The sequence below is a fragment of the Bacteroides xylanisolvens XB1A genome (genome assembly GCF_000210075.1).
In the GTDB taxonomy this organism is placed as follows: Bacteria; Bacteroidota; Bacteroidia; order Bacteroidales; family Bacteroidaceae; genus Bacteroides; species Bacteroides xylanisolvens.
In genome coordinates this window covers 1,752,311-1,766,767 of sequence record NC_021017.1, presented here as the reverse complement: position 1 = coordinate 1,766,767, position 14,457 = coordinate 1,752,311, and the positions used below count along the sequence as shown (strand labels likewise).

Sequence of the window (14,457 nt, the reverse complement as noted above, 5' to 3'; positions counted from 1 at the left end):
TCTGAAATGGATATTAAAGAACAATTGAAAGATATCAAGACACAGCTCCGTCTCTCTATGAACGGGGCTGTGTCCCAAAGTATGCGCGAGAAAGGGCTAGTTTATAAACTCAATTTCGGAGTGGAACTGCCTCGTATCAAGATGATTGCCGAAGGTTACGAAAAGAATCATGACCTGGCGCAGGCTTTATGGAAAGAGGAAATTCGCGAGTGTAAGATTCTGGCGGGAATGCTTCAGCCGATCGAAACGTTTTATCCCGAGATAGCCGATATTTGGGTGGAAAACATCCGGAATATCGAAATAGCAGAACTGACTTGTATGAATCTCTTCCAGCATTTACCGTATGCTCCGGCCAAATCCTTTCACTGGATTGCCGACGAACAGGAGTATGTGCAGACTTGTGGTTTCCTGACTGCCGCCCGTCTTCTGATGAAGAAAGGGGATATGACTGAACGTGCCTCCGGCGAATTGCTCGACCAGGCGATTTGTGCGGTACATTCCGACAGTTATCATATTCGTAACGCTGCTTTGCTGGTTATCCGCAAATATATGCAGCATAGCGAGGAACATGCTTTTCAAGTATGCCGCCTGGTGGAAGGTATGGCTGATTCTACCTTGGAAGGAGAGCAGATGCTCTACAATATGGTGAAAGAAGAGCTTGCTGTAGACTAATCTTATTTTCATGGAGTAAGTCCTTTTATTAAATAACGGTTTAATTTTTTAGACGCGGATAACACGGATGACGCGTCTAAAAAATAAACCGTCTTGTTATTCGTTTATTATATAAGCCAATCTACAAAACGAATGATAGCCTCCATTTAATTTATAAAAAAACTGTCTAACTCTGTGATGAACTAAAAAAACTTCTCTTTATCATTTGCTTTCCGCAAAAAAGGCTTAACTTTGTTCGCGCTAATTTTGGCTGATGATGGAAACTCAAAACGTGAAAGATACAGTAAGGCAGATATTCACGGAATATCTCACGGCGAACGGGCATCGAAAGACTCCTGAACGCTACGCCATACTCGATACTATTTATTCTATCGACGGTCATTTCGATATTGACATGCTTTATTCACGGATGATGGACCAGGAGAATTTCCGGGTGAGCCGGGCGACTCTCTACAACACCATTATTCTTCTTATCAATGCACGGCTGGTCATTAAGCATCAGTTCGGTACTTCCTCCCAATACGAAAAATCATATAATCGCGAGACACATCATCACCAGATATGTACTCAATGTGGTAAAGTGACCGAGTTTCAGAACGAGGAACTGCAGCAAGCCATTGAAAATACGAAATTGAGCCGCTTCCAGCTTTCACATTACTCCTTATATATATATGGAGTATGTAGTAAGTGCGACAGAGCTAACAAACGGAAAAAAGTAAATAACAACAATAAAAAAGAAAAATGAAAGTAGATGTTCTATTAGGATTACAATGGGGCGACGAAGGTAAAGGAAAAGTAGTCGACGTTTTAACACCTAAGTATGATGTGGTTGCTCGTTTTCAGGGCGGCCCGAATGCCGGTCACACGCTTGAGTTTGAAGGACAGAAATATGTGCTTCGCTCTATTCCTTCCGGTATTTTTCAAGGAAACAAGGTAAACATCATCGGTAACGGTGTGGTACTTGATCCGGCATTGTTTAAAGCAGAGGCAGAAGCACTTGAAGCATCGGGTCATCCGCTGAAAGAACGTTTGCACATTTCAAAGAAAGCTCATCTTATTCTTCCGACACACCGTATTCTGGATGCTGCATACGAAGCAGCCAAAGGTGATGCTAAAGTAGGAACTACTGGTAAGGGTATCGGCCCTACTTACACGGATAAAGTGAGCCGTAACGGTGTTCGTGTAGGTGATATTCTTCATAATTTCGATCAGAAGTATGCTGCCGCAAAAGCTCGTCACGAACAAATTCTGAAGAGCTTGAATTATGAATACGATCTTACTGAACTGGAAAAAGCATGGTTGGAAGGTATCGAATACCTGAAACAATTCCATTTCGTAGATAGCGAACATGAAGTGAATAACCTGTTGAAGGATGGTAAGAGCGTGCTTTGTGAAGGAGCGCAGGGTACTATGCTTGATATTGATTTCGGTTCATATCCGTTTGTGACTTCTTCCAATACCGTATGTGCGGGAGCCTGCACCGGACTTGGAGTGGCACCTAACCGTATCGGTGAAGTATATGGTATCTTCAAGGCATACTGTACTCGTGTAGGAGCAGGTCCGTTCCCATCAGAACTGTTTGACGAAACAGGCGACAAGATGTGTACGTTGGGACATGAATTCGGTTCTGTAACCGGTCGTAAACGTCGTTGCGGATGGATCGACCTGGTAGCGTTGAAGTATTCCGTTATGATAAACGGAGTTACCAAATTGATTATGATGAAGAGCGATGTACTCGATACTTTCGAAACAATCAAAGCGTGTGTTGCTTACAAAGTGAACGGTGAAGAGATCGACTACTTCCCGTATGACATCACAGAAGGCGTAGAACCTGTATATGCAGAGCTTCCGGGCTGGCAGACAGATATGACCAAGATGCAGAGCGAAGATGAATTCCCGGAAGAATTCAATGCTTACCTGACTTTCCTGGAAGAACAGCTTGGTGTAGAAATCAAGATTGTATCTGTAGGACCAGACAGAGCACAGACCATCGAGCGTTATACTGAAGAATAACAATTGATTTATTATATGGAGGAAAGGCGGAGATTGAAGAAAAACTCCGCCTTTCTTGTTCAATCCTTTGTATAGTCTATCCTAAACACACAAAAATAATGTATGCCTTATGAAAACACGTTTTATAACTTTCCTTTTGTTGTTCGTAATGAACTTGGGAGTATTTGCGCAATCCTCCTATCAGCCTACCGAAGAGAATCTGAAAGCACGGCAGGAATTTCAGGATAATAAGTTTGGTATTTTTCTTCATTGGGGGCTATACGCTATGCTCGCTACCGGTGAGTGGACTATGACAAACAATAATCTGAATTATAAAGAGTATGCCAAACTGGCAGGCGGATTTTATCCTTCCAAGTTTGACGCGGATAAATGGGTGGAGGCTATTAAAGCTTCGGGAGCCAAATATATCTGTTTTACTACCCGTCATCATGAAGGTTTTTCTATGTTTGACACTAAGTATTCGGATTATAACGTAGTCAAAGCTACTCCTTTTAAAAGAGATATTGTGAAAGAGCTGGCAGCAGCCTGTGCCAAGCAGGGCATCAAGCTCCATTTTTATTATTCACATCTTGACTGGGCGCGCGAGGACTATCCCTGGGGACGTACAGGACAGGGCACAGGTCGCTTGAACTCGAAAGGAGATTGGAAAAGTTATTATCAATTTATGAATAACCAGTTGACAGAATTGCTGACGAATTACGGTCCGATAGGTGCTATTTGGTTTGACGGATGGTGGGATCAGCCCAAAACTTTTAACTGGGAATTACCGGAACAGTATGCTCTGATTCACAAACTCCAACCGGGGTGTCTGGTGGGTAATAATCATCATCAGACGCCTTTTGATGGAGAAGATATTCAGATTTTCGAACGCGATCTGCCGGGTGAGAATGCTTCGGGACTTTCCGGACAGGAGGTGAGTCGTCTGCCGTTGGAAACTTGTGAAACAATGAATGGTATGTGGGGATATAAGATTACCGATCAGAATTATAAATCAACAAAGACATTGATTCACTATCTGGTGAAGGCAGCCGGTAAGAATGCCAATCTTTTGATGAATATCGGCCCTCAACCCGATGGGGAACTTCCTGCGGTAGCTGTACAACGCTTGGCAGAGATGGGAGAGTGGATGAAACAATATGGTGAAACGATTTATGGAACACGAAGCGGTGCAGTTGCTCCACATGATTGGGGAGTGACAACACAAAAAGGAAATAAACTCTATGTGCATATTCTCGACCTGAAAGATGCGGCTTTGTTCCTGCCGTTGTCAGATAAGAAGGTCAAGAAGGCAGTCTTGTTTAAAGACCAGTCTCCGGTTCGTTTCACAAAGACGAAAGCCGGTGTTTTGCTCGAATTCGCCGAGGTTCCGAAAGATATTGACTATGTGGTAGAACTGACAATTGACTAATTTTTAGCTAATTCTTCATAAAAGCAAGGGGAAACTATTCTGACATTGAACGTTTCCCCTTATTTTTGGCAAACAATTTGTTTATAAAGATATAGAGTAATAATTAAAATTGAAAAGTATATGATGTCTTATTGGGTATTATTTATAGGAATCGCTGTTGTAAGTTGGTTGGTACAGATGAATTTGCAAAACAAATTCAAGAAGTACTCTAAGATTCCTACAGGAAATGGAATGACAGGACGCGACGTTGCTTTAAAAATGTTGCATGACAATGGAATTTATGACGTACAGGTTACACATACGCCGGGACGGTTGACCGACCACTACAATCCTACTAACAAAACGGTGAATTTGAGTGAAGGGGTGTATGAAAGTAACAGTATAATGGCAGCTGCCGTAGCAGCCCATGAATGTGGACACGCTGTACAACATGCACGCATGTATGCTCCGTTGAAAATGCGTAGTGCGCTGGTTCCGGTGGTAAACTTTGCCTCTTCCATTATGACGTGGGTATTGTTGGGTGGTATCTTGTTGATAAACTCTTTCCCGCAGTTATTGCTGGCAGGTATTATCCTGTTTGCTATGACTACATTGTTCAGCTTTATCACGCTGCCGGTGGAAATCAATGCAAGTAAACGTGCGTTGGTCTGGTTGAGTTCATCCGGCATTACTAATTCGTACAATCATGCACAGGCTGAAGATGCTCTTCGTTCTGCTGCTTATACGTATGTAGTTGCTGCATTAGGCTCACTGGCTACATTGGTATACTACATCATGATCTTCATGGGTAGAAGAGACTAAGAAATGAAAAAGGGAGAAAAGTACGTTTATTAACTTCTCTCCATAGAATATAAAAAGATTCTCCGCAGTCTTTCCGAAGACTATGGAGGATTTTTTGTATTGTTTAGGGTCTGACTTGAGTGTTTCTTTACGATATTGATAGGGGATGGACACAATACGGGTGATTTTTTCAAATATATGTAAGTATTGCTCGGAAATTTGCAGTAAATTTGCGCAATTAAAATTATAAACAGTAATATTATGGCAGCAAAACCAAGTATTCCTAAAGGAACTCGTGACTTTTCGCCGGTAGAAATGGCGAAGCGTAATTATATATTCAATACGATTCGTGACGTATATCATTTGTATGGATTCCAGCAGATAGAGACTCCTTCGATGGAGATGCTTTCTACATTGATGGGAAAGTACGGCGATGAGGGAGATAAACTACTCTTTAAGATTCAGAACTCTGGAGATTACTTTTCCGGGATTACTGACGAAGAATTGTTAAGCCGTAATGCTGCCAAACTGGCAAGCAAATTCTGTGAGAAAGGTTTGCGTTACGACTTGACAGTGCCTTTTGCCCGTTATGTAGTGATGCATCGTGATGAGATCACTTTCCCGTTCAAACGCTATCAGATTCAACCGGTATGGCGTGCCGACCGCCCGCAGAAAGGACGTTATCGCGAATTTTATCAATGTGATGCCGATGTTGTAGGAAGCGATTCGTTATTGAACGAAGTGGAATTGATGCAGATTGTCGATACCGTTTTTAGTCGTTTCAATATTCGTGTATGTATTAAGATTAACAACCGCAAGATTCTTTCCGGCATCGCTGAAATTATAGGCGAATCGGATAAGATTGTAGATATTACCGTAGCTATTGATAAATTGGATAAAATCGGTTTGGATAATGTAAATGCCGAACTGAAAGAGAAGGGAATCAGTGATGAGGCTATTGCCAAGTTGCAGCCGATCATTCTTCTTAGTGGTACGAATGCGGAAAAGTTGAACAAACTCAGAAAAATATTGAGAGATAGTGAAATTGGTTTGCAAGGAGTAGAAGAAATAGATTTTATTAGAAAGACATTGTGGAATGACGTTCCTCGATTGAAGAATAAGATGGAGATTGATTTGACTTTGGCTCGTGGATTGAATTATTATACAGGTGCTATTTTTGAAGTGAAAGCGTTAGATGTGCAAATTGGTAGTATTACAGGTGGCGGTCGTTATGATAATCTGACAGGAGTATTTGGTCTGGAAAATGTATCAGGTGTAGGGATTTCCTTTGGTGCTGACCGTATTTTTGATGTATTGAACCAGCTTGAACTTTATCCAAAAGAAGCAACAGATGGTACAAAAGTCCTTTTTTTGAATCTTGGTGAAAAGGAGTCTAAAATTTCTATGTATATACTGAATAAAGTACGTAATGCTGGTATTCATGCGGAAATCTTCCCTGATATAGCAAGAAAAAATAAACAACAAAATAAGCAGATGAGTTATGCTAAAGCTAAGAATATTCCTTTTGTTGCTATAGTGGAAGAGAAAGAAATGAACAATAAAAAGAATATTAGATTGAAGAATATGAAAACAGGAAAATATAAGTTTGTTTCGGCAGAAGAACTGATTGCTGTTGTGAAGAAATAAGCAGAGAGTAATGGAAATTATAAAATTATTAACTGCTCTCAAAGTAGAGCAGTTAATAATTTATGTATATTGCGAAAGTCCGGTATTTCACCGGATTCTTTCCTTTTAATCGGGATTTAATATTTTATTTGATCTAGTATTCCATTGAGGAAAGCAATTGCTACTCCATAGTTCGTCATAGGAATGTGCTGCTCCCGCGCACGTTCGATGCGACTAAGTACGTATTTACGGTTAAACATACATGCTCCGCAATGGATAACTAAAGAGTAAGGAGTCAGATCTTGTGGAAAGTCGGTTCCTGCTACCATATCAATTTGCAGATTCTCTCCAATCCGTTTCCGTAACAAACGAGGAAGTTTCACTCTTCCTATATCTTCTGAAAGGGGAGCGTGCGTACAAGCTTCCGCTATCAGTACACGTGACGATTCCGTCAGTCTTTCGATGACAGCTGCACTTTCTACATAATAGTGAATATCACCCTTATAACCTGCGAAAAGCACCGAGAAAGAAGTCAGTTCACTTTCCTTTGGTTTCTGTTCATAAATCGCTTTGAAAACTTGTGAATCGGTGATGATTAACTTCGGAGGACGGGCAAGGGCTTGTAGGGTTGCAGAAAACTTATCAGTGGTGCAAGTCATTACGAGGCATTTTTTATCCAACAATTCACGGATAGTCTGCACTTGCGGTAAGATCAGTCTGCCTTTGGGAGCTTGGATATCCTGCGGCATTACTAAAAGTACAAGGTCATTCTCTGTAACAAGTTCCCCGGTGATACTTTGTTGACCGAAGTCCGAAGGTAATTTTTCGAGGATGGCTTGCCGGATCAGTTCGATTCCTATCTTTTCTTTGGCACTGATAAGCAAGGGGTGTATTTTACATTGTTCCTCGATATATGTAGCTAAATGATCGCTATTCTCTCGTATATCTATTTTATTCAATACCGGAATGACAGGGATATTCTTCTCTTTCAATAGTGCCAGTATCTCTTTTTCATGAAAAAAGGTAGTGTCTTCACATAATAACAATGCAATATCCGTTTTCTCAATAGCCTTTAAAGTCCGGCTGATACGCAGTTCTCCAAGCTCTCCTTCGTCATCGAATCCCGGAGTATCTATAAAAAGACAAGGACCAATACCTTGAATCTCCATTGCTTTAGACACAAGGTCGGTAGTCGTTCCGGGAGTATTTGAAACGAGCGCGATGTCCTGTCCTGTCAACGCATTGATAAGAGAAGACTTACCACTGTTCCGTCTACCGAAAAGGGTGATATGAAGTCTGTTAGCATTTGGAGTATCTGTTAAGCTCATAATTGATAATTTTTCAACTTGTTAATTCGTGCGTAGCTAATTGGCAGATTGATATGTTAGCACATCAATGTATTATTTAAAATCTAAAGTCTCTTTGTCCTGCAGCTATTGCTTTGAGATTCCGGATAGCTATTTCCCTGATTTTGGGATTGGGGATTCGTTCCGTTTCTTTTAGAACCAGTTCCAATCCTTTCTGTCGCGTATCTTCTGAAGCATAATCTTCCAGATACTCTTTCAGAGTCATCAGGGCATTCGGTCCGCAACAGTTTGCTATCTGACCGGATTTCACTAATGACATGAAACGGTCTCCCGTCCGTCCTTCCGGTAACAGGCTGTACAGAAGCTGGGGATATATCCGAGTTCGAGCAACCAGTTGACCACTTCGTCTAATGTCCGGGTGTCGCTCACATCAAATTGGGCAGAATTATGATCGGGTAATTCCGTTTCAGCATATCCGCCTACACTGGTACGTGAACCGCCACTGATTTGTGAAATACCCAATTCGAGCACTTTCTTGCGTGATTCTTGCGATTCACGTGTAGAAATAATCATTCCCGTATAAGGAACGGCAATTCGGATAACAGCTACAATCTTGCTGAATATCTCATCCGAAATAGCGTTCGGGAAATCTCCCGCATCGATGTCATCTGCCGAACAGATGCGCGGCACACTGATTGTATGCGGCCCTACACCGAATTTGGCTTCCAAATGTTCGGCATGCATTAATAATCCGATAAAATCATACCGATAAGTATTCAAACCGAAAAGGACGCCAATGCCTACATCATCGATTCCTCCTTCCATCGCGCGGTCCATCGCTTCGGTGTGATAAGCGTAATTGCTTTTAGGTCCGGTGGGATGGAGAGCTTCGTAGTTATCTTTGTGATAAGTCTCTTGGAATAAGATATACGTGCCGATACCCGCTTCTTTCAATCGGCGATAATTTTCTACCGTAGTGGCTGCGATATTTACGTTTACCCGGCGGATAGCTCCATTTTTATGCTTGATACTATAAATCGTCTGAATAGATTCCAGAATATATTCTATCGGGTTCAGTGACGGATGCTCACCGGCTTCAAGAGCCAGTCGCTTATGTCCCATATCCTGCAAAGCAATTACCTCCCGGCGGATTTCTTCCTGTGTCAGTTTCTTGCGTGCAATAGTTTTGTTTTTGGCATGATACGGACAATATACGCAACCGTTTACGCAATGATTAGATAAATAAAGCGGTGCGAACATGACGATACGGTTGCCGTAAAACTTCTGTTTGATTTCTTTGGCGAGATGAAAGATACGTTCTATCAGGTCAGGTTGGTTACACTCCAGCAGAATAGCCGCTTCCCGGTGTGTCAGTCCCTTGCACAACGCCGCCTTTTCAATCAGTTGTTCAATCAGGATACGATTATCCTTATTGTTCTGTGCATATTCCAGCGTATCCAAAATTTCTTCGTGATGGATAAACTCTTCTGCTTTGGATGAATCTTTTTGGTATATCATAATATTCTTTGTTTTTTCACCACAGATTAGACGGATTCACACAGATTAAAATTTAATTCGAAATAAATCTGTGTGAATCCGTCTAATCTGTGGTGCGCTTAAAGTCGCCTCTTTCAGTGGAAATCTCGTAGCCGATGGTATTCAACTGCTTTTGTAAGGTAGCCAGTCCTTCGGCGGATTCCGCTCCGAGTGAAGCTTTGTCATTGTATAATTCATATTTTCTCCGTTCCTCCCGGGGAGACAGGTTGGGCATAACCACATTTGCACCAGCCAATATACCCCGCTCTCTGCCATCAGGGATAAGAGTGGCGAGAGCCGTTGTTGCCGGAATCAATGCGGATGGATGCATCAAACGGAAGATCGATAATAGAAGAATCGTCCGTTCCACCGTTCCGCTGGGATATTGGGCAAAAGGCGTATCATGATGGGGTAGGAAAGGGCCGATGCCAATCATTTCCGGCTGTAGCTTTTCAATGAACAAGATATCCTCGATGATATGTTCTACTGTTTGCCCTGGGCTGCCGACCATAATTCCGGTTCCTGTCTGATAGCCGATGTCTTTTAAATCCGCTAAACATTGCAGGCGCTGTTTGCCGGACATTTCTGCCGGATGCAGTTGCCGGTAATGCGACTCATTGTGAGTTTCGTGACGTAACAGATAACGGTTGGCTCCGGCACGGAAGAAACGTTCGTATGCATCACGCGACTTTTCTCCGAGCGACAGTGTAATGGCACAATCCGGATAATTCTGCCTGATACGGGCAACAGTCATTTCTATCCGATCGTCTGTCAGTGCGGGATCTTCTCCTCCTTGCAGCACGAAAGTGCGGAAACCTAATTTATATCCTTGCCGGCAACAATCCAGTATACTTTCCAGGTTCAATCGGTAACGTTCGATATTTGGATTTCCTTTTCGGATACCACAGTAATAACAGTTGTTCCGGCAGCAATTGCTGACTTCAATCAGTCCACGGATATAAATCTTATTTCCGAAGTGGCGGAGAGCGACTTCCTGCGCCTGTTTATTGATGTAACGCAGGGTTTCTGCGTCACATCCGGTCAACAGTTGCCGGAGCTCTTCCGGGCTAAGTGTTCTTTCCTGCCGTAGTTTATCGATCCATTGTTTCATAGCTCTCTTTTCGTTTGAGCAGCTCTTGTGCCAATTGGCGACGTCCCGAAACAATATCATTATGCGTACTTGGTCCGGTGATACATCCACCTTCGCATGCCATTACTTCAATAAACTGCCCCGCGGCCTTTCCTGTCTTGGCGCAGGCACGCAACAGAGCGATATTCTTTTTATTGATGTCCGACACTTGTATTGCATTGATTTTATCCGCTTCCTCTTTCAGATAAGCTTTGACAGCTCCCATCACACCACCTGCCTGTGCAAATCCATGTGCTTCGCGAACAGACGTATGTAATACAGAGAACTCCTGTACCTGTTCCAGTTCAATACCCAACCCGTCGAGAATCGAACCGATTTCTTCAAACGTCAGAATATAATCCACTGCTTCGTCACGACGTACTTCTTTGCGTTTAGCCACACAAGGGCCGACAAACACAACCTTAGCATCCGGATGCTTCTCTTTGGCAATCCGTGCGGCGTAGTACATCGGTGATCCGGTGGTAGAAACGTAAGGTTTCATATCCGGAATATGTTTCTCAACCAGTTCGATATAAGAAGGGCAACAGGAAGTAGTCATAAACTTCTGTCCCTCTTCCAATTTCTCCAGTAACTCGTGTGCTTCATTGCTGGTGGTTGCCATAGCACCTTCAGCCACTTCGATCACATCTGTAAATCCTATTTCTTTGAAAGCACCGTACACCTGTCCGATAGAAGTCTTAAACTGTCCCAGAATAGACGGAGCAACGATGGCAACCATCTTTTCTCCTTTACGGATGCGTTGCAATACATCGAATGTTTGCGAGATTTCGAAGATAGCACCGAACGGACAAGCATTCATGCATTTTCCGCAGTAGATACACTTGCTTTCATCAATGTGTTCTATGCCGTGTTCATCTTTGCTGATAGCTTTTACCGGGCAAGCCTCTTCACAAGGCACGGGAATATATACAATAGCGTGATAAGGACAACTCTTGTGACAAATACCGCAACTGACACATGTGTCATGGTCAATCATTGCCTGACCGTTTTTCTTGAAACGTATCGCATCTTTGGGGCAGTTCATGTAACAGCTACGTGCCACGCATCCGCGACAAAGGTTGGTTATTTCATAATTGATCTGTACACAGGAAGAACAGGCCTCGTCGATGACGCACATAATATTTTCCTTGTCCGGTTCGGGGCGGCTCAATGCCAATCGCGCATATTCAGAAAGCGGGGTAACTTCGTCGTGTTCGTCTGTCATATCCAGTCCCATCAGAGGAAAAGTCTTGTACCTCCACACTGCGCGTTCTTTATGTACGCAACACCGTCCTAGGGGTTTTGATTTTCGTGGACTCAACTCAATCGGGAGCCGGTCTATCTTTTCCACTAATTCGTCGTTTTTCCAGAGTTTAACGAGGTCTGCCAGCAATTTATGCCGGACAATCATAATATTATTCGTAAATGCCATATTGTAATAAAGAGGTTGTTAGTTAGTTGGTGCAAAGATACGAACAGAATTTCAATATTTAAGTTTTTTGAAACATTCTTGTAACTTTTTTGTAGCCCTCGCGTGTTATCTTTGTGGTGGACAAAAAAACTTAGAGGAGGCAGAGTTATGAATAGCAGTATTTTCGAACAACGTAGTCGTTTTGCCATGATTGGCGCATTGATGGTTATTATCAGTCTGCTGTTTTTATTCTACATGGGAAGTTCTTTGGTAAGCTCTACCAAAAAATACTTGGAGCAGATACAAGGGATAGAGATCACTTGTATCGACACAGACGAATAAAAACAAGCAACCGAAAGGTAGGATAACCCGGGGGAAATTTGTATTTTTGCCGGAAGAAAAAACAGACCTTATGGAAGAAAAGAATAGAGCCTGGAAAACGGTGAGTAGTAAATATCTATTTCGCCGTCCGTGGCTGACTGTGCGTTGCGAAGATATGTTGCTTCCCAACGGTAACCATATCCCCGAATATTATATTCTTGAGTATCCCGACTGGGTAAATACGATTGCCATTACAAAAGATGGTAAATTTGTTTTTGTCCGCCAGTACCGTCCGGGAATTGAACGAACTTGTTATGAACTTTGTGCCGGTGTCTGTGAGAAGGAAGACGCTTCACCGTTAGTGTCCGCCCAACGTGAATTGTGGGAGGAAACAGGCTACGGAAAAGGAAACTGGCAGGAATATATGGTGATTTCCGCTAATCCGAGCACTCATACCAATCTGACTTATTGCTTTCTTGCTACAGACGTGGAACTGATAGACCATCAGCATCTGGAAGCTACTGAAGATATCAGTGTACATCTGCTTACGTTGGAAGAGGTGAGAAGCCTGCTTGATAAGAACGAAATTATGCAGGCGCTGAATGCTGCTCCATTGTGGAAATATATAGCAAATCTGTAATATCGTTTGGAATTTTGTAGAGAAATAATAACTTTGGAGAAAATTTAAATTATCTAATTATGAAAACTATATTATGGAGTATTCTTTGTTTGTTTCTCTCCGGATGGGGAAGTATGCAAACAGTGTCAGCGCAGGACTTGCAAGAGATGGAAAAAAACTTGTCCGCTATCAATGAGGATTTGAATCAAAAGACAAAAGAATATAGTTGGCAGCTTGCGGCGGCTTATGCAGATTATTGTGAAGCAAATAATAAATATATAAGCTGGAACGACTTGCCTTATCTACAAACAGTTGTCGAATATGAACGGCCTGCTTCTTTGGAAACTTACCGACTGGCGCATAAAGCCAGTAAAGATGAATTGGATAAGTTTCTAAATACATATAAGGAATATAAGGATCTGACAAAGAAGCAGAAAGAAGCAGTAACCAAAGAGGAGAAGGATGCTGTATCGACTGCTTTTTCTGCATTCTGGAAGAAATTGAGAAGTGAAGAAAATCCTTATAAAGATTTGTATTATGCCGAACGGAAAGCGATCAGCAAATATCGGGCGGAAGCTTTGCGGTATGTGATTGCCCATTATAAAGAAAAGAAGCAGGAGATTCCGACTTCTTATATAAAATATGCTGAACGGTCTTATTTATTGCAGAAAGGTTCTGCTTTGGAGTTGTTGCAGAAAGAAATAAACGCATTGGAAAGTGTGCAGAGAGAACTTGTTCAGAATATAACAAGAGCAAGGTATGGGTTGGGTAAGACTGAAGATAAATAAAAGAGAGTTTCACACATAATTGATTAAGGTAATACGGGATGGAGAAATCCTTTTCTATACTGGGAGGTCTGGACTGAAAAGTTCAGACCTCTTTATCTTTCCCCTCAAGTACGTATAGAAAAGTTCTTTCCCCTCCTATGCAAACTTCTTTTGCATAGGGAGAAAACTAGTTTAGGGCATAAGGTAAACTATAACCGAAGGTTCTGATTATATAACTGGAAGTTTTGATTACATAACTGAAGCTTTCAGTTTTATAACCGGAACTTGCGGTTATAGTTTGAGGTAAGGGGAAAGTAACTTTTCCCCAAGAGAAAAGCAAGTTCTCACCTTATAGAAAAGAACTTTTCTAGTTATACTTTGGACGATAGGTAGTAGCGATTCGGGAATAGTGGTGTATGTTTGTTCAACGTTTATTCCAATACAAAAATAATAGTTTCATTTACAGGCGCCCAATCATAAATGAATTTGGCATGGGAAGTTGCATTTCGTACGCACATGTGCGAACGCGGTGTCGTTCCTAACGACGGACTATATTCTATCTGTGTCTTGCGGGGAGCATTGACCGGTACTCCGTGAATATAGGCTCCATCCGTGAAACGACTCGCATAAGGAGCATAACCTCCTGTCTCTTTCGAACCGTCTTTTAGAAATACCATCTTCGCTTTCTTTTCCTGTAATACAAACATTCCTAAAGGAGTTTCCTGTGCATACGGCGGCAGGTGACGTCCCGTAGTGGAAGGATTCATGCTACGAACCATCCATTGCCCTTCTCCGCTACGTTCGAGAGCAGCGATATTCTGATTGTGGCGGTCTACGAAAACAGCTTTGTTGAAAACAATCGTATCTC

13 protein-coding genes and 1 pseudogene are annotated in these 14,457 nt (G+C 42.2%); 9 read left to right on the top strand and 5 right to left on the bottom strand.

The window, feature by feature from the left end:
• Positions 1 to 6 precede the first annotated feature (6 nt).
• The 6 genes from BXY_RS07215 (at position 7) to hisS (ending at position 6,520) form a co-directional block, all read left to right on the top strand.
• Positions 7 to 672: a DNA alkylation repair protein gene (locus BXY_RS07215; protein WP_004314019.1), complete on the top strand. Its 666-nt coding sequence runs from the start codon at positions 7 to 9 to the stop codon at positions 670 to 672.
• Positions 673 to 928: 256 nt separating this feature from the next.
• Positions 929 to 1,417: a Fur family transcriptional regulator gene (locus BXY_RS07210; RefSeq protein WP_008025868.1), complete on the top strand. Its 489-nt coding sequence runs from the start codon at positions 929 to 931 to the stop codon at positions 1,415 to 1,417.
• Positions 1,414 to 2,685: an adenylosuccinate synthase gene (locus BXY_RS07205; protein WP_004301093.1), complete on the top strand. Its 1,272-nt coding sequence runs from the start codon at positions 1,414 to 1,416 to the stop codon at positions 2,683 to 2,685. Before BXY_RS07210 ends, BXY_RS07205 begins: the two co-directional genes overlap by 4 nt.
• 109 nt (positions 2,686 to 2,794) lie before the next feature.
• A complete protein-coding gene (locus BXY_RS07200; RefSeq protein WP_008644769.1) occupies positions 2,795 to 4,093 on the top strand; it encodes an alpha-L-fucosidase in 1,299 nt (432 codons plus the stop codon).
• Between the two features lie 120 nt (positions 4,094 to 4,213).
• The gene (locus tag BXY_RS07195; RefSeq protein ID WP_004301089.1) at positions 4,214 to 4,894 is read left to right on the top strand and encodes a zinc metallopeptidase; all 681 of its coding nucleotides are present in this window, start codon (positions 4,214 to 4,216) and stop codon (positions 4,892 to 4,894) included.
• Positions 4,895 to 5,134: 240 nt separating this feature from the next.
• A complete protein-coding gene (gene hisS / locus BXY_RS07190) occupies positions 5,135 to 6,520 on the top strand; it encodes a histidine--tRNA ligase (protein WP_009039277.1) in 1,386 nt (461 codons plus the stop codon).
• A 116-nt stretch (positions 6,521 to 6,636) separates the two neighbouring features.
• Here hisS and hydF read toward each other — a convergent pair whose 3' ends face one another.
• The 4 genes and pseudogenes from hydF to BXY_RS07170 all read right to left on the bottom strand — a co-directional run bounded on the left by hydF (position 6,637) and on the right by BXY_RS07170 (position 11,903).
• On the bottom strand, positions 6,637 to 7,827 hold the full coding sequence (gene hydF, locus BXY_RS07185; RefSeq protein ID WP_015531572.1) for a [FeFe] hydrogenase H-cluster maturation GTPase HydF: 1,191 nt from the start codon (positions 7,825 to 7,827) through the stop codon (positions 6,637 to 6,639).
• Positions 7,828 to 7,903: 76 nt separating this feature from the next.
• Positions 7,904 to 9,324 (bottom strand): annotated as a pseudogene (hydG, locus tag BXY_RS07180) ([FeFe] hydrogenase H-cluster radical SAM maturase HydG).
• Positions 9,325 to 9,406: 82 nt separating this feature from the next.
• A complete protein-coding gene (gene hydE / locus BXY_RS07175) occupies positions 9,407 to 10,453 on the bottom strand; it encodes a [FeFe] hydrogenase H-cluster radical SAM maturase HydE (RefSeq protein WP_015531569.1) in 1,047 nt (348 codons plus the stop codon).
• Complete coding sequence (locus tag BXY_RS07170) at positions 10,434 to 11,903, bottom strand: 4Fe-4S dicluster domain-containing protein (RefSeq protein ID WP_004314012.1); 1,470 nt, start codon at positions 11,901 to 11,903, stop codon at positions 10,434 to 10,436. Before BXY_RS07170 ends, hydE begins: the two co-directional genes overlap by 20 nt.
• Before the next feature lie 147 nt (positions 11,904 to 12,050).
• Here BXY_RS07170 and BXY_RS07165 point away from each other — a divergent pair, with 147 nt between their 5' ends.
• From BXY_RS07165 to BXY_RS07155, 3 genes are all read left to right on the top strand, one after another.
• A complete protein-coding gene (locus BXY_RS07165) occupies positions 12,051 to 12,224 on the top strand; it encodes a hypothetical protein (RefSeq protein ID WP_008015767.1) in 174 nt (57 codons plus the stop codon).
• A gap of 70 nt (positions 12,225 to 12,294) precedes the next feature.
• Positions 12,295 to 12,843, top strand: a complete 549-nt coding sequence (locus BXY_RS07160; protein ID WP_004314010.1) for an NUDIX hydrolase — start codon at positions 12,295 to 12,297, stop codon at positions 12,841 to 12,843.
• Positions 12,844 to 12,902: 59 nt separating this feature from the next.
• The gene (locus BXY_RS07155) at positions 12,903 to 13,610 is read left to right on the top strand and encodes a DUF5039 family protein (RefSeq protein WP_004314009.1); all 708 of its coding nucleotides are present in this window, start codon (positions 12,903 to 12,905) and stop codon (positions 13,608 to 13,610) included.
• A gap of 410 nt (positions 13,611 to 14,020) precedes the next feature.
• Here the strand turns inward: BXY_RS07155 and BXY_RS07150 are convergent.
• Positions 14,021 to 14,457 (bottom strand): L,D-transpeptidase (locus BXY_RS07150; RefSeq protein ID WP_208946777.1); only part of this gene is annotated, 437 nt, incomplete at its 5' end.